This window comes from Flavobacterium sp., assembly GCF_028689845.1.
In the GTDB taxonomy this organism is placed as follows: Bacteria; Bacteroidota; Bacteroidia; order Flavobacteriales; family Flavobacteriaceae; genus Flavobacterium.
Map to the genome: position 1 here is coordinate 1 of NZ_JAQVCH010000040.1, position 19,047 is coordinate 19,047.

At 33.0% G+C, this 19,047-nt stretch carries 18 protein-coding genes and 2 pseudogenes; 11 read left to right on the forward strand and 9 right to left on the reverse strand.

The window, feature by feature from the left end:
• From PHR76_RS11930 to PHR76_RS11975, 10 genes and pseudogenes are all read left to right on the forward strand, one after another.
• Window positions 1–102 (forward strand): annotated as a pseudogene (locus tag PHR76_RS11930) (IS1595 family transposase); the annotation flags it as partial.
• A gap of 29 nt (window positions 103–131) precedes the next feature.
• Window positions 132–1,256, forward strand: a complete 1,125-nt coding sequence (locus PHR76_RS11935) for a hypothetical protein (RefSeq protein ID WP_300062940.1) — start codon at window positions 132–134, stop codon at window positions 1,254–1,256.
• A 164-nt stretch (window positions 1,257–1,420) separates the two neighbouring features.
• Window positions 1,421–1,891 carry a DUF423 domain-containing protein gene (locus PHR76_RS11940; RefSeq protein ID WP_300062943.1) on the forward strand — a complete coding sequence of 157 codons (471 nt, stop codon included), beginning with the start codon at window positions 1,421–1,423 and terminating at the stop codon, window positions 1,889–1,891.
• Window positions 1,892–2,091: 200 nt separating this feature from the next.
• The gene (locus PHR76_RS11945; protein ID WP_300062946.1) at window positions 2,092–2,559 is read left to right on the forward strand and encodes a DUF1905 domain-containing protein; all 468 of its coding nucleotides are present in this window, start codon (window positions 2,092–2,094) and stop codon (window positions 2,557–2,559) included.
• 416 nt (window positions 2,560–2,975) lie between these two features.
• A complete protein-coding gene (locus tag PHR76_RS11950) occupies window positions 2,976–4,724 on the forward strand; it encodes a hypothetical protein (protein WP_300062949.1) in 1,749 nt (582 codons plus the stop codon).
• 225 nt (window positions 4,725–4,949) lie between these two features.
• Window positions 4,950–5,468 carry a hypothetical protein gene (locus PHR76_RS11955; RefSeq protein WP_300062952.1) on the forward strand — a complete coding sequence of 173 codons (519 nt, stop codon included), beginning with the start codon at window positions 4,950–4,952 and terminating at the stop codon, window positions 5,466–5,468.
• A 411-nt stretch (window positions 5,469–5,879) separates the two neighbouring features.
• Window positions 5,880–6,476, forward strand: a complete 597-nt coding sequence (locus PHR76_RS11960; protein WP_300062955.1) for a DUF1684 domain-containing protein — start codon at window positions 5,880–5,882, stop codon at window positions 6,474–6,476.
• On the forward strand, window positions 6,476–7,159 hold the full coding sequence (locus PHR76_RS11965; protein ID WP_300062958.1) for a TatD family hydrolase: 684 nt from the start codon (window positions 6,476–6,478) through the stop codon (window positions 7,157–7,159). The genes PHR76_RS11960 and PHR76_RS11965 overlap by 1 nt, the downstream gene beginning before the upstream one ends.
• 54 nt (window positions 7,160–7,213) lie before the next feature.
• On the forward strand, window positions 7,214–7,945 hold the full coding sequence (locus PHR76_RS11970; RefSeq protein WP_300062961.1) for a tRNA threonylcarbamoyladenosine dehydratase: 732 nt from the start codon (window positions 7,214–7,216) through the stop codon (window positions 7,943–7,945).
• A 17-nt stretch (window positions 7,946–7,962) separates the two neighbouring features.
• Window positions 7,963–8,619 carry an HAD family hydrolase gene (locus PHR76_RS11975; RefSeq protein WP_300062964.1) on the forward strand — a complete coding sequence of 219 codons (657 nt, stop codon included), beginning with the start codon at window positions 7,963–7,965 and terminating at the stop codon, window positions 8,617–8,619.
• 3 nt (window positions 8,620–8,622) lie between these two features.
• On the opposite strand, the gene PHR76_RS11980 is transcribed toward PHR76_RS11975, so the two are convergent.
• The 5 genes from PHR76_RS11980 to PHR76_RS12000 are packed head-to-tail and all read right to left on the reverse strand — an operon-like array spanning window position 8,623 to window position 12,993.
• Window positions 8,623–10,083: a deoxyribodipyrimidine photo-lyase gene (locus PHR76_RS11980; RefSeq protein WP_300062967.1), complete on the reverse strand. Its 1,461-nt coding sequence runs from the start codon at window positions 10,081–10,083 to the stop codon at window positions 8,623–8,625.
• A gap of 18 nt (window positions 10,084–10,101) precedes the next feature.
• Complete coding sequence (locus PHR76_RS11985) at window positions 10,102–11,388, reverse strand: deoxyribodipyrimidine photo-lyase (protein WP_300062970.1); 1,287 nt, start codon at window positions 11,386–11,388, stop codon at window positions 10,102–10,104.
• A gap of 29 nt (window positions 11,389–11,417) precedes the next feature.
• Entirely contained in the window at window positions 11,418–12,116 is a 699-nt protein-coding gene (locus tag PHR76_RS11990) for an SDR family oxidoreductase (protein WP_300062973.1), read from the reverse strand.
• Window positions 12,116–12,520, reverse strand: a complete 405-nt coding sequence (gene uraH / locus PHR76_RS11995; RefSeq protein ID WP_300062976.1) for a hydroxyisourate hydrolase — start codon at window positions 12,518–12,520, stop codon at window positions 12,116–12,118. The genes PHR76_RS11990 and uraH overlap by 1 nt, the downstream gene beginning before the upstream one ends.
• A complete protein-coding gene (locus PHR76_RS12000; RefSeq protein WP_300062979.1) occupies window positions 12,517–12,993 on the reverse strand; it encodes an SRPBCC family protein in 477 nt (158 codons plus the stop codon). Before PHR76_RS12000 ends, uraH begins: the two co-directional genes overlap by 4 nt.
• A 142-nt stretch (window positions 12,994–13,135) precedes the next feature.
• Between PHR76_RS12000 and PHR76_RS12005 the strand changes: the two genes are divergently transcribed.
• On the forward strand, window positions 13,136–13,987 hold the full coding sequence (locus tag PHR76_RS12005; RefSeq protein WP_300062982.1) for a DUF2911 domain-containing protein: 852 nt from the start codon (window positions 13,136–13,138) through the stop codon (window positions 13,985–13,987).
• Window positions 13,988–14,040: 53 nt separating this feature from the next.
• Here PHR76_RS12005 and PHR76_RS12010 read toward each other — a convergent pair whose 3' ends face one another.
• The 4 genes and pseudogenes from PHR76_RS12010 to PHR76_RS12025 all read right to left on the reverse strand — a co-directional run.
• The gene (locus tag PHR76_RS12010) at window positions 14,041–15,744 is read right to left on the reverse strand and encodes a sodium:solute symporter (protein WP_300062985.1); all 1,704 of its coding nucleotides are present in this window, start codon (window positions 15,742–15,744) and stop codon (window positions 14,041–14,043) included.
• 107 nt (window positions 15,745–15,851) lie between these two features.
• On the reverse strand, window positions 15,852–18,362 hold the full coding sequence (locus PHR76_RS12015; protein WP_300062988.1) for a PIG-L family deacetylase: 2,511 nt from the start codon (window positions 18,360–18,362) through the stop codon (window positions 15,852–15,854).
• Between the two features lie 121 nt (window positions 18,363–18,483).
• The gene (locus PHR76_RS12020) at window positions 18,484–18,903 is read right to left on the reverse strand and encodes a hypothetical protein (protein WP_300062991.1); all 420 of its coding nucleotides are present in this window, start codon (window positions 18,901–18,903) and stop codon (window positions 18,484–18,486) included.
• A gap of 37 nt (window positions 18,904–18,940) precedes the next feature.
• Window positions 18,941–19,047: pseudogene (locus tag PHR76_RS12025) on the reverse strand (IS1595 family transposase); the annotation flags it as partial.

Here is a 19,047-nt window from a genome sequence, read left to right on the forward strand (position 1 = left end):
CTTCAATTATATCTAAATGAGTTTGTTTACAAGTTAAATAGAAGATATTTTGAAGAAAAACTATTCGATAGATTAGTAATTGCTGGCATTACAGGATTATGACAAAAAACGGACAATCAAAAAATATAGAAATGAATATAAAACTAATTTTTACAGCAATCACCATTTTATCATCTATTTCAGGATTTTCACAAATCGAAATGGGAAAAATTGAAAAAACCACAGGAAATGAAACAAAAGTTTCATTTCCTGTTTATGACAATTCGGAAAACTTTATTATTCAATCTGAATATTATAAAGCTAAAGTTACCAAAATACTTGAAAGCGGAAGCGGTAAAAATCCTTTTGAAGAAAAACAATGTGATGAAAATGAATATTACAAAAGGTATAATGGTTTAAAAATATATTATCCAACATATTCTGATGAATACAAAAAAAATAGTATTCATTTTTTTAAGAAAACTGATAAAATAGAAACTTTAAATTGGTCACAAATTGGTAATAAATATTTTACCATTGTTAGTATAAATCCTTTTCTTGACGAATCTGAATTATACAATGAAGCTAAAAGTAATTTAAGTAAAGATTTTTATGCAGATATACTTTTTGAATTAAAAGATAATATAAGCAATGAAACAATTTACGTTTTTGAATCTCAATTTAATCCACAATTTATTTTAGTTCCATTTTTTGAAAAAAAGAAAGAACTAATTAATGGAAAAAGTTTTATTGCAATTAGTGATTTTAACGCAATAAAAAATCCAGTTTCAAAAACAGATTATAGTTTATACATTGACAAAGGAACTGAATGGAAAGCCGAACTGACTTTGTTAAGAAAAAAGGATTTAAAAACTGAAGATATTGACGAAACTAATGACCAAGAAACTTTACTTGCCGTTTTATTAAGTAACGAAAAAGATAAAGTTATTTTTGATTTGGAAGGAAGTAGATGGAACTTTGACAATGTTCTTTTAACAAAAAAAGATTTAGAGAAATTAAAAACAGAAAATCTAAATAAAAATAAGTTAAGTGAAAATGTTTACATAAAAAAATATGGAGAAAAATTTGGAAAATTAGTTTACCAAAAGAAAACAACAATAGGAATGTCAAAAGATATGTGTTCAGACATTTATGGCATAACATTAAATCGTAAAAAATTAAAAAACGCAAATGGAGAAATCGAAATTTGGGAATATACAGGAATTTTAAAGTTATATTTTACAAATGGAAAATTATCTGAAATCGTAAATTATTAAATAAAGTGGCAGCCACTAACAGCCGTTTTGCAAGATTGCGAATTATGTGGTAAATTCACGTTTTTCTTTCGCAAGAAATTTAGTAGTAACAGAAAATACTCGGTTACGAAGTTCGCAACCTCGCAAAGCGGCGAAACGTTTACCAAACATTTAAAAAAAAAACTATGAAAAAATGGAATTTTAAAATAAAAAATAATACTAAAAATATTAGTGAAAAATTAGAATCCGCACTTAGAACTGTTGACGGATTTGTTTTAAATATAAAGAAAGTAAAAAATGATTCATTAGCATTTAGGTTGCGTAAACGTGGTCTTTATGCTTTTCAAGTTATTTTTCAAAATAAAATTATTGTAAATGGAAAGATTATAAAAACAAATACGAAAAATGAAACTGATTTAGAAATATCTTTTACTCAAGACTTTTTAACGAAATTGATATTATTCATATTTATACTTTCTGGTTTAGGTCTAAGTTTAATCGCTATAATCTCCAAAACAAATAACAATTCTTATATGCTCATCGTTGGAGGAATTTTATTAATTATAGGAATTGCTTTATGGGTTGACATAAATCGGAGATTTGAAAAAAATATTCAAAAGTATAAGGCATTGATTTCAGGAATATTAGAAGCATAAAAAAAACGTTTGGTAGCATCGTGTGAAAATAATTGCTTGTTTCTCAACTACTTGGAAAATCCTTGCGGATTTCTATTTGGTGATTATTTACTAAATTCCGTGCTTAAAACACGCCACTAATCATATACAAAAACGTTGGTATTAATTTGAAAAAACGAACTAAACTGATGCTTAAAGACCATTGAAAGAGTAAAAATAAAATGAATTACATTGTCGAAAATGAAAAATTAACGCTTCAATATATCCCAGGAAATGGAGCTTGGACTTATCAATTGATAATTCCAAACACAAAAAATATTAAAGGGAAATGGGGCGATTTAAAAGTATCAGGAACTATAGATGGTTATCAAATAAAGAATAAGAATTTAGGGCCATTGAAAAATTCAGACAAAAAAATGTCCATAAATTCAGAAATTAGAAACGCAATAAATAAAGATGGTGGAGACACTGTAATTGTGACTTTGTATCTCGAAAATCAAACCGAACCGAAAAACAGTTCAGAAATTTTGGAATGTTTTAAAGATGCACAAGTTTTACAAGTTTTTGAACGATTGCTCAAAATAGAACAGACAGAAATTCTAAACGAAATCTTGACTGTGGCAACGGACGACCAAAAAACGGAAAAAATAATCAAGGCAATTGAAAATCTTGAGAGTAAAAGTAGATAAGCGGACGAAAAATACTACTTTGAAAGAATCCTCCCCGCCGCAAGAATCCTTTCTCGTGGCTATTTAATAAAAATTAAAACGAACTAAGAATAAAAAAATCTGCTCCATCCGTGGTAAATTCCGCAAAAAATTAAACACCCATTTTCCCAGTTTTTTTTCCACCCATGAAGGTAGGAGAAAAGAAAAAAATCCAACAAACCCTAGCTCATCCCGCAAAAACATAAATTGTTAATTATTCCTTTCAGGCTTTGAAAACCAACTAACGTTACCAGAATTTTTGTTGGCACGATAATTTTCAAAAGAAATAGTTATATATTTGAGAGATAGAGTATGAGCAAGATTATATTTTGCCACGTAGTATGATTCTGAATCGGATTGGCATTTTAACTAAACCATAATAGTATAAAAGAGTGACTTTGTTAAAGAATATATTTCTTGTTTTTTGTTTAGTCGGTAGTTGTTTATGTTATGCTCAAAAAACATTAACAAGTGACGCTGCATTAAAAGCGTATGAAGAGCTATCAGCTTTAATGGAAGAATCTTTTCCTGCCAACGAAAATAAAACTTTTCTACGAGAGTCGTTTTCAGAACAACAACTTCAAACCTATTTATCACAACATTATAAACGGTTAGACTTATTACCTTTGATTCAAGAGCATTATTCCTTTAAAATGCATAGTTATTTGCACGCTGGTAACTGGTTTAAAGCAATGGAATTTTCTGAAGAATCTATAAAATGGTATACCGTTTTTTTTGAATATTATGATTTATATGCATCAAAATTGTCAGCTAAAGAAAGAGACATTTTTTTTGAAAATATTACCTATTCCTATAGCTCCTTAGCAGACAATTATGCCAGAATTGGTAAGCTAGATAGTGCGGCAAAAATACATGAAAAAAATATTGAATTTATAAAAGGTCATGATAATATCTATAATCCTTCTGCCTATAATAATTATGGTTTGTTTTTTTATTGGAATAAAAAGGAACTAGATTCGGCTTTGTTTTATTTTAATAAAGCCTATCAAATTACGTTAGAAAAATTTCCAAACCACTCATTACTAGGTAGTATTCGAGACAATATGGCTGATGTTTATTCAGATAAGAACCAACCCGAAAAAGCATTGGTGTTATATAAAGCTAATTTTGAATTGTATAGCGTAATTAAAAATGAAATTACTTCTGTTTATGATATTCCGCGTTTAATAAGTGCAGGAACGCAACTAATTGAAACAGAGGTGAAGCTAAACCAATTAATTCAAGCCGAGGAAACCTTTAAAAGACTACAAAAAATTATAGAAAATCCACAGTTTAAAAAAGATATGGGACCAAGTTCTAAATTAGAAATTTTAAAAGCCCGTGGAGCAATATATCGTGCTCAAAACAATTTCAAATTGGCTCACGATATTGCTTTGAAACAAATTGATTTAATAGATAGCACCAATACCGTTTCTAAAATTGCAGACAAAAAATGGCAAGAAGAACTGAATACCATTTCTTTAGACCGTGTAGCCTTAAATTTTAAAATTGATAAAATAGTTAATGAAAATAAAATAAATAGTCAACGGTTTAAATTGTGGATTATTTCCATTATTTCCCTTTCCATTATCGGATTTTTAACTGCTCTTTACCTACGAAGAAAAGGACTTATTCTTTTTGCAAAGAACAAACAATTACTAGCCGAACAAAATTTGAAACTCACTGATTTTGAAAACAAACAATTACAATCTGAAATAGCTTCTAAAAAAAGAGATTTATCAGATTTTGCGATTAGTTTGACTCAGAACCAAGAATGGGCAAAAGAATTAGCTGATAAGATGAAAAATATTAAAATAGCTAGTTCAAAAGAACAAGTAGCCCTTATAAATGAATTAGAACACGATATCCATAATAAAATAACGGTTAATGCAGATACACAAGAATTTTATGAGCGTTTAGACAGATTAAGTGATTCATTTTATAGCGAATTAACTCGGCAATTTGCTAAATTAAGTAAAAATGAAATCCGTCTTTGTTCTTTAATTCGTTTAAAAATGGATAGTCGTAGTATTGCTACTTTACAAAATATTACCTTGGCTTCTCTTAACACAAGCCGCTATCGTCTTCGAAAAAAATTGAATCTTTCTGAAGATGTTGATTTGGACGACTTCATTCAAAACCTATAATTATTTAATAATCAAAGGTGTGGTTCAATTTTGCAGGCTGTTTTTTTAAACTTGTCTATTAATTATCTATTGGATGTATATTAACTGTCTATCTGTCTTTCACGGTTTTAACTCTACTTTTAATTTACTTTGCTCAATCAAAATCACAGTTCACCTGATGAAATTTTGAGATGTTATTTCAAAACTTTTATAATCAAATTTATTAATAATTAAAACAGTAAACTTATGAAAACGTATGTAATGGTTTTTTTACTTGTAGGTCTAAACAATCTAACAATTGCTCAACAAAATGACTTGGTAGCTTATACACCTTCTCATAAATCGGTAAACACAACTAGTAAAGTTGCTTTTAACACAGCGTATCTTAACACCGTAAATCATCAAGATTTCGCAAAAAAAATTCAAACTTTTCAAAATGCAGTAGCTAATTACAATATAAAAGCTTCAGATATTTATCAACCTAAAAGTAATGACAACTATGTTGTGAATTTTGATGAAGGCGGAAATCATATCACTGCTGTATATGATAAAAACGGACAATTGTTGACATGCTTGGAAAACTATAAAGGAATTAAATTACCTTATGATTTAGCCTCAAAATTAACAAAAGACTATCCTAATTGGGGTATTGAAAAAGTTGATTGTAAAATTCAATATAGTAATCAAAAGCAACAACCACTTATTGTTTATCAAGTTGTGATGAATAATGAAAATAAAACAAAAAAAATTACTTTAGAATTGTAACTAGCGTTCAAGGGATAGTGAACTAGAATTAAAGTTAGAGTTTATTCTTTTTCTATTTTTATAATTTTGAAGTAATTTACCTTTAAGATTATGCTATTACGATTCCATAAAAGGCGAGGAAACTCGCCTTTTTTTTTACGATGCAAATAATTATTATTTATAGACGTTTTTATAATTTTTATTTGATGAATTTGTATCACAAGAGCTTGATATCCAGTACTTCATTTTTATTTTGTTGTCCATCATATCGGTCTTTACGATTTTTACTAGTGTGTTTCTAATTTTTTGTTAGGATTTTATTTAGCTATCTGGCCTTGCAAATTAAAAGCAAGGAGTTTAATTTAATAGTAATTCTTCAATTTCCATAACGTTACTTTACGCTTCATTCCTTATTTTTGTAAAAATAACTTTATGAAAAAACTACTCTTCCTCTTGTTTTTTGTTCATCTAGGCTACGGCCAATCACAATTTGAGAAAGATTCCATCGTTCAATTTCAAAAAGGATTAAATGAGCATTATGCTGATACGGCTTCAAGTCCGTTGAAAAAAGACGATTTAAAACAGTTTAAAGCATTAGATTTTTTCGCAATTGATGAGCATTTTTTTATCAAAGCCAAGTTTATCCGAACCGCTAACGAAAAACCTTTTGAGATGCCAACCACCACGTCGCGAAAGCCAATTTATATAAAATATGGCGAATTATATTTTACGATAGATGGGGTAGCATGCAAATTAAATGTCTATCAAAATGTAGAAATGGCCAAAATGCCACAATACAAAAAAAGTTTATTTTTACCTTTTACCGATTATACATCGGGTGTAGAAAGTTATGGTGGCGGCCGTTATCTTGATATTGAAATTCAAGAAGGATTAAACTGGGTAATCGATTTTAATCAATGTTATAATCCGTATTGTGCTTATAACGAACGGTATTCTTGTCCGCTTACGCCAGCCGAAAACGATTTAAAAATAGCCATCAAGGCCGGAGTTAAAAAATTTCATGACTAATGAATTTCTTTAATTTACATACGCACCAATTTTCCAATCAACCCGCTGTTTTAGAACTTGTTAATCAATATCCATGGGAATTTAACGAAGCCATTCCGGTTTATTCTATTGGTATTCATCCGTGGCATATTAACGAAGAGCGACTCGAGCAGGACTTAGCTCTAATTGAAGAAAAGCTACAAACCAGTAATTGTCTCGCTTTAGGCGAATGCGGTTTGGATAAACGAATCGACATTCCGTTTTCGGTACAACAAATGGTATTTGAAAAACAAATCGCTTTAGCAGAAAAATTCCAAAAACCACTAATTTTGCATTGTGTGGCCGCTTTTCAGGAAGTAATTGAAATCAAAAATCGACTTCAAATCACGGTTCCAATGGTTATTCATGGCTTTTCAAAAAACGAACAACTCGCCAAACAGTTGCTCGAGAACGGCTTTTATCTTTCGTTTGGAAAATATTTAATCCGAAATCCAGCATTAAAAACGGTTTTTCAAGCTGTTCCAAACGATCGCTTTTTCTTAGAAACCGACACCATAGAAGAAACGATAGAAGAAGTGTATTTCTTGGCTTCCAACTATAAAAACTGGAATATTGAAAAAATGAAAACCAATATAGCCGCTAATTTCGAAAACGTATTTTCCCGCAGTCTCGGTATTTCGACGCGAGAAGAATCTCAAAATTAACCAGTTACCAATTGAAAATCAGCAAGTAGAATAACCAATAATGAATTGAAATTTATGGCAAAGTGGCAAGAACGAGCAGCACTTTTATTTACAGCAGAAGGAATCCAAAAACTAGAAAACGCTAATGTTTTAGTGGTTGGAGTTGGAGGAGTTGGCTCTTTTGCAGCCGAATTTTTAGTGAGAGCCGGAATCGGAAAACTCACAATTGTTGATGGCGACGTGGTCGATATAACCAATATCAATCGGCAATTACCTGCCTTACATTCCACCATCGGACAATCGAAAGTGCAACTCATGCAAAAACGGTTATTGGATATCAACCCCGAACTCAAAATCACTTGTTTGGAAGAATTTTTATCACCTGAACGGGCTTTTGAAATTGTTTCTACCGAATTTGATTATGTGCTCGATTGTATTGATAGTGTCACGCCCAAACTGAATTTAATTCTTGGGGCAAAACGCAAACGCGTCAAAATAATCTCTTGTATGGGAGCGGGTGGGAAAATGGATGCGTCAAAAGTAAAAGTAGCCGACATTAATAATTCCGAAAACTGTAAGTTAGCCAGAACCATTCGTCGCCGATTGAAAGAACATCAAATTGACAAAGTAAAAGTGGTTTTTTCTTCTGAAATTCAAGATGAATCAAGTCTTAAAATGACTGATGGGAAAAATTTTAAAAAATCATTTTACGGCACCAATAGCTGGATGCCCTGTCTTTTTGGACTTTACGCGGCAGAAACAGCGATAAAATATTTACTCAAGAAAAACAATAACCAAACCACCTAAATCCCACCACCTAAATCATGATACAAACCGTAATATTCGACATGGATGGCGTAATTGTTGATACCGAACCAGTGCACCATTTTGCCTATCAACAACATTTTGAGCAATTAAAGATTGACGTTTCTCCAGAAATGTATGCTTCTTTTACGGGCAATTCGACAAAAAATATTTACGAACGCCTAACCACTACTTTTCGGTTAACACAAGATATTCAGACCTTGGTCGAAACCAAACGCAACTTGTTTAATGAGGCTTTTGACCAAAAGCAAGATTTATATTTGTTGGAAGGGGTAGAAGATTTAATTAAAGAATTAAACGAAAACGGAATGCAAATGGTTTTAGCTTCCTCTTCGGCAAAAGTAACCATCCAACGTATTTTTAACCGATTTGATTTGCATCCTTATTTTTCACATCAAGTTTCTGGTGAAGATTTTCCGAAGTCAAAACCACATCCTGCCATCTTTCAACAAGCTGCTTTTTTAGCAAACACACCTATTGAAAAGTGTATTGTAATTGAAGATAGTACCAATGGCATCCTGGCGGCCAAAGCAGCGGGCATTTATTGTGTGGGTTATGAAAGTGTTCACTCAAAACTACAAGATTATTCGTTGGCTGATCAAGTTATTAGCCATTTTAATGAATTGACGTTTGAGAAAATTAGACAATTAAGATAATGCTTAAGTGTTTTCCCGATTAGGCAAGGTATGTTTTTCCACAATCCTCGGACTGTCGGCTTTCACCGTTTTATCTTTTCGCATTCCCCAAAAAAAATCGCTCGAAAATCGTCGTGCTTCTTCTAAATTCACAATCGGATTGGGATAGTTTTCGCCCATTTTAAAATCATAAAACACTTCTTCAAAAGCGGTTAATTTCCAGGGTTCATGAATAAATTCAATTGGAATAGTAGTTAATTCGGGCACCCATTTTTTGATAAAGACACCGTCAGGGTCATGAGCATACGAATTCTTAACCGGATTATAAACCCGTAGCGTATTAATTCCCGTGACGCCCGCTTGCATTTGAATTTGTGGATAATGAATACCCGGTTCAAAATCAAGAAATTGCTGAGCCAAATGTGGACTACAATTTTGCCACGGCTGAAACAGATGATGCGTATAAAATGAAACGACCAATGCCCGCATTCTAAAATTTAAATAGCCGGTTTCGTTCAAACAACGCATACACGCATCTACCAACGGAACACCCGTTTGACCCGAAATCCAAGCCTGATGAAAAGCAGGATTCACGGTTTGATTTAAATTCCGATAGCCTTGATTGACTGCAATAAATTCAATATGACATTCCATTTCAAATTTCTGAATAAAGTGGGCCTGCCATCGCAATCGCGATAGAAAATTGTCAATCTGTCGTACATTTTTTTTTCCACTCCGAGCCTCCAAAGAACGTTGATAGACCATTTTCATTGATAAATTACCCCAAGTTATATAAGGAGAAAGGCGACTACAACTTTTTCTCCCGAGGTCAGGTTTAGAAATATGCCGACTGTAATTGGCAACACGATTTTTTAAAAAAGATACCAAGTATTTCTTTCCCATCGACGTTCCTCCTTTTTGAAAAGGGGTTTCCTTTGCGGACTCTAAACAAACCAACTTGAAAACCGCTTGAATTGCCGTGAAAATTTTGGGAGCCACAAACGAATTTTCCTTTGGACGAAAAGGAAAAAAAGGAGCGTGCATGAGAGCTTCCCAATCGTCTTTCCAGGTTTTACGGTTTGAAAGGCCTCGTTTTACGCCGTTTGTAATGTATTCTTTCCAAACGATGTCTTGTTTACGACAAAATTGTGTGACCAATTTGTCTCGCTGATAAGTAAGGTAAATGCCTGTTTCCTGATGTGAATGAATTGAGGTGATGGGCTGAAGTTGATGTATGGTTTTTAAAACCGGCACCACTTCATCTTCTACAATTAAAATTTCAGTATGGAAAACTTTTAAATCGGATTGTAGTTCTTTTAAACTTTGTTTAATAAAATCAAAATGGCGTTGCGAATAGTGGTAGTCTGCCCGTAAGGAAGGTTCAAAAATATAAAGCAACAATATAGGCTCATTATGTTGTAAAGCCTCAAAAAGAGCTTCATGATCTTCTAAACGCAAATCTTTTTTAAACCAAACAACAGTCATGAAAAGTGGGTTAATAAATTATCCTACGGCTTCTTTATAAATGCGTAAACAACGTTCACGAGCTTCTTTATGGTCTACCATTGGTTTAGGATAAGCCGAAGTTTCTACTTCTGGAATCCATTTCTTGATGTATTTCCAATCTTTATCAAACTTTTTGATTTGTTCCGTCGGATTAAAAATTCTAAAATATGGAGCTGCATCTACACCAGAACCTGCAGCCCATTGCCAATTGCCCACGTTACTGGCTTGTTCGTAGTCAAAAAGCTTTTGAGCAAAATAAGTTTCGCCCCATTTCCAATCAATTAATAAATGCTTGCACAAAAAACTAGCCACCACCATCCGAACTCGGTTATGCATGTGGCCCGTGGCATTGAGTTCTCGCATTCCTGCATCAACCATCGGGTAGCCGGTTTTGCCTTCACACCATTTATTGAAATCGGCTTCGTTGTTGTTCCATTGAATTGCATCGTATTTTGGCTTAAAGCTTTTAGAAATTGTATGCGGAAAATGCCATAAAATTTGCATAAAAAACTCCCGCCAAATCAGCTCATTCCAAAAGGTTTCATTTTTAGACTCGATAGCTTTGGCTACCATTTTCCGAATAGAAACCGCTCCAAAACGCAAATAAGCTCCCAACATGGAAGTCCCTTCCTGTGCTGGAAAATTTCGAGTGGCTTCGTAATTGTCGATTAATTTAGTAGCAATAGAATAGGGAGCAACTTTGATGGTGGCGGTTTCAAAACTAATATCGTTTAAGCTTAAAAAAGGATAAGAATGCTTAGTGAGTTCAGCCAATTTTGTTTCAGACTCATAATGCGATAGCGTAATCGATTTGAAATGTTCTTTCCACTTTCTAGAAAAAGGAGTGTAAACTACATAAGGTAGTCCGTCATCTTTTACGACTTCATTTTTTTCAAAAATAACCTGGTCTTTACAGGTTTTAAATTCAATTTCATTTGCTTTCAAAACCTGGAAAATCTCCTTATCCCGTTTCCGTGCATATGGCTCATAATCATGATTGGTATACACGGTAGTAATTTTATTTTCCTGAATTAACTTCTCGAAAATTGCTTTTGGTTCGCCATGAAATACAGCGAGCGATTTTCCTTGTTTCGTCAATTCAATCTGAATATTCGTTAGCAAATCGTGAATAAAAGTTACACGTGCATCGTCTTTAGGTAATTCGGATAAAATAGCTTCATCAAAAATAAAAATAGGTAAAACTGGCTCACCACTTGACAAAGCATGAAAAAGCCCGATATTATCATCGACTCGCAAGTCTCTTCGAAACCAAAATATTGTCATGCTATCTTTTAAGAAATTAATGTGCTAATTTAACTATTTACGAGTAAGGTCGACATGCCGCCATCTACATGGAAAATTTGTCCAGAAATCCAACTGCTTTTTTCGCTAATTAAAAACTGAGCCATGTGAGCCATGTCTTCAGGTTTTCCAAATCGCTTAAGCGGATGCCGTTCTGCGGATTTTTCTTTCTTCGTATCGTTGTTCAAAAATTTATCGGCCAAAGGTGTGTCGGTTAGTGATGGAGCAATTACATTCACTCGAATTTTAGGAGCATATTCGGCGGCTAATGCTTTTGCGAATCCTTCAATTGCTCCTTTAGAAGCGGCCACACTCGTATGAAAAGGCATTCCCATTTGAACTGCAACACTGCTAAATAGTACAATACTCGCTTGTTCAGAAGCGGTTAATTGTGGCAAAACGGATTGAATGACTTTTACCATACTAATAAAGTTGAGGTGTAAATCACTTTCAAATGTTTCGGGTTTAATGCCTTTGAATGGTCGTAAATTAATACTACCGGGACAATAAATTAAACCATCCAAAACTTCTGGGAGAGTTGATTTATCAAGCGTATCGGTTGTGGCATCAAATAGAATATGGGTACAATTCAGTAAACTAGAATCATCCATCGTTCTTGAAGCGATGAAGATTTTACAATCGTATTGTAATTCTTTTGCAATAGCAAGTCCGATTCCATACGACCCACCAATTAATAAGATATTTTTCATTAATTTCCTCTATAAGTTGAATAACCGTAAGCTGTTAATGTAATGGGTACATGATAATGTTGGTTGTCTTTAATTTCAAACACAACTTCTATAAAAGGATAAAATGTACTTTTTTTATTTCTCGTGAAATAGTCTTCGGTGTAAAAAGTCAATTTATAAATTCCTTTATTATCTTTTTTTTGTGGAAGAAATTCTTTTATCCGACCGTTTGTATCCGTCAATTTTTCATCGATGAGTTCCCAATTTAATGTTTTTACATTTTGTTTAAAAAGGGCAACTTTGACATCTTGAGCTCCAATCCCTTCTGAAACATCTAAGATGTGTGAACTGAGTTGGTAGGTTTCAGTTTGTGACCAAATAAAGGATGAAAATCCCAAAAGAAGCGTTACTATTATTTTTTTCATATTGTATTGTTTTTATATTCTCCAAAAAGTTCAATTAATTTTTTCTGACGGTAGTTAAAGATTTCTTTTAGTTTGGGTTTTACTAAAAATGGATGGACTAATTGGCCTAAAATTCCCATCGGAACTTTATAATCGATGATGTCTTCCATTTCAACACCACCGGGAATTTCCTTAATAAAATGTTTGTGATGCCACAAAGCGTAAGGTCCAAACCGTTGTTCATCAACAAAATAGTGTTTGTCTTGCACATGGGTAATTTCTGTAACCCACTTGGTTGGAATTCCTAATACGGGTGTTACGATATACTGAATAATTTGTCCGGGAAACATTGGTTTCTCCGCACCAGATAGAATGTGAAAACCCATGTAATCAGGTGTAATGGTTTTGAGATTTCTCGGACTCGATAGAAACTCCCATGCCTCATCCACCGAAATGGGTAAATTTTGTTTGGTATGTAACGTATATATTTTCATCTTTTAATTTTGGTAAAGATATAAAATTGTTTAACTAAAACTGTTAAAGATTAAACAAAATAAAGTTGATTTATATTTTCTTTAACAGTTTGTGCCAATTTGAAAGACTAAATTTGAGCATTAAACAAAAAACATGAATATTATGAGAAAAATTTTATTGACAGCTACTTTTTTTCTAGCTACGATGGCAGTGAGTGCACAAGTAAAAACACCAGCTCCAAGTCCGAGAGCAGAATTGGAACAAGCGGTTGGATTAACCGATGTTGAAATAGATTATAGTCGTCCGAGTGCACGAGGAAGAGCCGTTTTTGGTGATTTGGTGCCTTTTGGAAAAATGTGGAGAACGGGTGCTAATCAAAATTCAATGATTTCTTTTGGAGATGATGTGATGATTGATGGGAAAACGTTAAAAAAGGGGAAATATGCACTTTTTGTAACACCAAAAGCGGACAGTTGGGAAATTATTTTTTATACTGATACTGAAAATTGGGGAACTCCAGAAAATTGGGACGAAGCTAAAGTAGCGGTTCGTACTACTGTGAAACCAGAAACATTAAATAGAAATGTTGAAACATTTACTATTTCGTTAAATAATGTAACTAATGATTCTGCTCATTTAGAATTTTCTTGGGAAAGAACTTTAGCAGCGGTAAAATTTGAAGTTCCTACACAAAAATTAGCTATGGCTAATATTGAAAAAGCTTTGGCTGGACCAACTGCAGGAGACTATTTTTCATCAGCACAGTATTATTTTCAATCAAATGGAGATAGTGCTAAAGCATTAGAGTATGTTAATAAAGCGGTTGAAATGACTGCAGCAAAAGGAACACCATTTTGGTATACCCGTTTAAAATCACAAATCCAAGCGAAAGCTGGAGATAAAAAAGGAGCTATTGAAACAGCGAAAGCATCGTTAGCAGCTGCCGAAAAAGCAGGAAATTCAGATTATATAAAAATGAACAAAGACAGTATTGCAGAATGGAGTAAAAAATAAAAGCAACACTTATTTAAATTTAAGTCCTATCTTTTAACGAGATAGGACTTTTTTTATTTTCTATTACTTCTTAAGAGTTGAAAAAGTGTTGATAAACCTATGGTTAAAGCTGCTCCAATAAAATTGAGCCACAAATAGCCCAACAATTCTTTGCCGGATGGATAAATATGAATAGCAAAATAATAGATGATAAAAATGATGAGTTGACTGAGCACACCACCATAAAAAACGGCACTTCCTTTGATGAACTTGAAGAAAAAAGCCACTAAGAAAATCCCTAAAATTGTTCCGTAAAAAACCGAACCGATGATGTTGACTAACTGAATTAAATTCTCAACTAACGTTCCAAAACAGGCAAAGAGTATGGCAATCGCCCCCCATAATAACGTAAACCCTTTAGTAGCTCGTACATAATGTTGATCTGATTTTTCAGTCTTCAAATTGCGTTTATAAATATCAATGGTGGTTGTAGAAGATAAAGCATTTAATTCGGAGGCAGTAGACGACATAGCAGCGGATAAAATTACGGCTAACAATAATCCAACAAGTCCAGTTGGCAAATAATGCAGAATAAAATGAATAAAAACATAGTCTTTATCGTTGGGTTCATTATTTGTTTTTTTGATAATTTCTTGAGCTTCTTCACGTAGATTTTTTTCTTTTTCCGAAAGTGCAATGATCCGTTTACGCAAAACAGGATTATCTACCTCTACATTGAGTTGTTGTGTATAAGTTAGGGTCACAACTTTTTTCTCTTCTTGAATAGCGGCTAATTTCTCTTCTAAATTTTTATAATCTTGGGCATAAATAGATTTTTCGACTGCAATTTTACTCGTTGGATTAAAATTTAAGGGGACTTTATTAAATTGAAAAAACACAAATACCATAACGCCCGTTAGTAATATGAAAAATTGCATAGGTACCTTTAGAAAACCATTGAAGATTAATCCCATTTGGCTTTCTGTACTTGATTTTCCAGAAAGATAACGCTGTACTTGCGATTGGTCTGTTCCAAAATAAGACAATGCTAAAAATAATCCACCGGTAATGCCGCTCCAAAATGTATAACGGCTATTTGGATTAAAAGAAAAATCGACAATATTCATTTTGTCATTTACACCTGCAATTTGCAAGGCATTTGAAAACGAAACCTCTTCGGGTAAGTAGCTTAAAATTAAATAAAAAGCAATAAACATTCCCGACATGATGATGAACATTTGTTGCTTTTGGGTTACATTCACTGCTTTTGTACCGCCAGAAACCGTATAAATTATTACTAAAACTCCGATGATAAAGTTGAGCCAATTTAAGCTCCATCCCAAAATAGATGATAGAATAATTGCGGGAGCATAAATCGTAATTCCGGCTGCTAAACCGCGTTGTACTAAAAATAAAATAGCCGCTAAGCTTCTCGTTTTTTGGTCGAAACGATTTTCGAGAAATTCGTAAGCTGTATAAACATTCAGTTTATGATAAATCGGAATGAAGAAAATACAAATTATAATCATCGCCAAAGGCAATCCAAAATAGAATTGTACAAAACCCATCCCATCATGAAAAGCTTGGCCTGGTGTAGATAAAAAAGTAATAGCACTCGCTTGTGTGGCCATCACAGAAATTCCGATAGTCCACCATTTTGATTCGTTATTACCTAAGATATAGTCTTTAACATTTTGACTACCTTTAGTTTTCCACGCACCATACACTACTATAAAAAGCAGTGTAAAAATAAGTATGAGCCAATCGAGTGTTTGCATGGATTATGAAAAATAAGTCATGATAAAATAAAACAAAATGATATAAAGGATGTTCGCTAAAATCACCCAAATGTAAACATTCTTTAATTCGTCTTTTTGATTTGCTTTCATAGTTTATTCGTTTTTGAACCCAAGGAAATCATGTTGGCAAACAGGCGATAAGCTCCTGAAACACCAGCAGGTAATTCTCTAAAAAAACTTAATCCAGTATAAATATAATAGCCTTTTCCGTACGGTGCAATTAACAAACTTCCATTTTTTGGATTTTCTCCTCTATCGTTAGATGATAGAATAGGCGTAAAGGTTGCGTCCCATTCATCTGGAAAATATAAACCTTGTTCTTGTACCCAACCTTTAAAATCTTTGGAACTAATGGTATTTGGATAGTTCAAAACCGAATGTGTTGGAGCCAAAAAGCGTACTTCGGCATCTTCTTCTGTGACGCGATCTCTGGATATTTTTAATGAAAAAGGAGCTAACTCTTTGGTTACTAGTTTTCCTGTCGTATTGTATTGCACAATCATTGTGTGGCCTTCCTTTACAAAATCAAAAAGTAGTTGTTGTTTAAAAGCTAATTCTTCGACTGTATTATAAGCTCGAATTCCGAGAATGACTACCTGGAAATTTTTTAAATTTTCTTTTGTAATTTCTTCTGGTTTTAAAACAGTAACCGAATAACCCATTTGAGCCAAATAAACAGGGACTTCATCGCCAGCACCCATAATATAAGCAATTTTTTCAGCATTAGTTTTGATGTCTAATTTGATGAATTTTGCTTCGGATTTAGACAAAATTTGTTGTTGAGCAATATGAGAATACTTCAGTAGTGTTTGTTCAAAAACTTCTTTTTGCCCATTGATAATTAATTGGCTGGAAACGGTAATTTCATCGCTTTTTTGAGGTGGCGTTACCTCGAAATAAACCGTGATTTCGCCTTCTTTTTTAGAAATTTGAAAAGGTATTTCTGCTGGCGTAACTTTCCAATCTTTGGTTACTTCTAATTTGGCGATTCCTTCACAATTATCTTTTCCTGCTTTAATTTTTACACCAATTTTTTTAGTTTTATTGGAATCAAATATTTTTACTTTATCAATAATGGTAGAGGTTGCCACGGGAACAATATCCAACGGTTTATAAACTTCGCCAAGTACCTCGTCGTTATATTTATAAATCACTTCACGTTCAAACGGAATAGTAATGCCGTTAATTTCAATCGAAAAAGTAACCGTTATCGTGCGAATAATATCTGGAATTCCAATGTTTTCCTGATTTGAAACCGTATACATACCAACCGTTCCGCTTTCTTTTAACCAATAGGGCGAAGTATATTCTTGTGTTTTAGGAATAGCGAGTTCAATTTCTTGATAAAAAGGCTTGTTGTTTTCTAAAGCAGTAGAAGCAAAGTCAATTTTGCCTTCTGGTTTTGAAAATATGTTTTTCAACATCATGACTTGACTACTTCGATTAACAGCTTCTACTTTAACTTTTAAAATACTTGCTGGCGTAGTACTTTGCGTTTCTGCAACGGCTTCTAAATAAAGTCCAGCACAACCAAAAATAATTTTTTTCAATTCTTTGGTTTTGAGTGTTCGCCAGTGTTCTTCATCTAATTTTTGAATCAAAGAATAGGCTTCCACTAATTTAGGAATACTAGCAGCAGGATTTTTGAAATCATAGTTTTTTTCGACCGTTGCTAGAAGAGAACCAATTGCAGCTCCACCTTTTACGCGATTCCAAGTGGTGTCGATGCCTTCAAAAAGATTATTCTTATTAGAGGGACTATCACCTAAAATGAGTTCTAAATAATCAATGTCATCACCTCTTGTGCCAGTGCTTCCGAAGCCTTGCGATTGATGCCGACTTCTACTGAGTGCAGCAATTTCTTGATTTGATTTTCCTAATAAAGTATAATAAACGCCAATATCAATGTTGTTTAATTTGCTTTTATCCGCTTTTTCAAATTTATCTCGTCCACCATAAAACCACCAGGACGTATTGAAAAACAATCGTTTAGGTTGCCAAACTGACGTATAGGCAAGTTGATTTGGAAAAACAGCAACATCATTAACTTGATTAAATAATTCAATAGATAACATTGCCGACGAAGTATGATGCCCATGCGTTGTTCCGGGAGAACGATGATCAAAACGATTGATAATGACATCCGGTTTGAATTTTCGGATGATGAAAATCATATCTTCCAAAACTTGATTTTTATTCCATATTCGTAAGGTTTCATCCGGAATTTTAGAAAAGCCAAAATCATTGGCTCGGGTAAAAAACTGTTCTCCACCATCAATTTTTCTAGCTTCAATTAATTCTTGGGTACGAATAACGCCTAATAATTCTCTTAATTCAGGTCCGATTAAGTTCTGACCGCCATCGCCACGTGTCAACGACAAATAACCCGTTCTAGCTTTTACTTCATTTGCCATGTACGAAATTAATCGAGTATTTTCATCATCAGGATGAGCGGCAATATAAAGTACAGAACCAAGAAAGTTGAGTTTTTGAATTTGATTGTAGAGCTCAACTGTCGAAGGTTTTATCGGTTGTTGAGCATTTAAGACAGAAAAAGAAAATAGCGTAATAAATAGAAAACAAAAGCGTGTACTCATTGAATAGATTTTCATTAAAAATCAAATATAGTAAATAACACTAGCAAGCATCTTTATTTTAAATGACTTTAACAAAAGTTGAAGCACAAAATTGCGGCTTATTTTTTTATTTAATCAAAACTCATTCTGAACTATAACTTATTCTACTCGCTTTATCTTTATCCAGTTTAAATTTCATTTGTTTGGCCGTAAAAATTGGAGGAAATTCTTTTTTGTGCTGATCAATCATTTTCTCTGGATTTGTTTCCTCTAATAATCCAATTAAAGCTTCTTTGCGATTATTATAAATACAATAGCCACGATAATCGGAAGGAATTGTTGCTTTTCGAACCCATTCTCTCTCTACTTTGTAAATGTAAACAGTTTGTTTGGTATCAAAATAGGCTTCTAAATTTGGATAATAAAAATACCGAATTGAATCGATAGTAATTTTTTCTTGTGCAGAATAGTCATTTGAATTTTCAAATTCATATTGCTGACCTTTTACAAGACTGATTGTCAGCAACGACAAAATGATTAATAAGGTGTGTACAGTTTTCATTTTCTACTAATTTTAAATTTTGATTGTCCGTTTTTTGTCATAATCCTGTAATGCCAGCAATTACTAATCTATCGAATAGTTTTTCTTCAAAATATCTTCTATTTAACTTGTAAACAAACTCATTTAGATATAATTGAAGATATT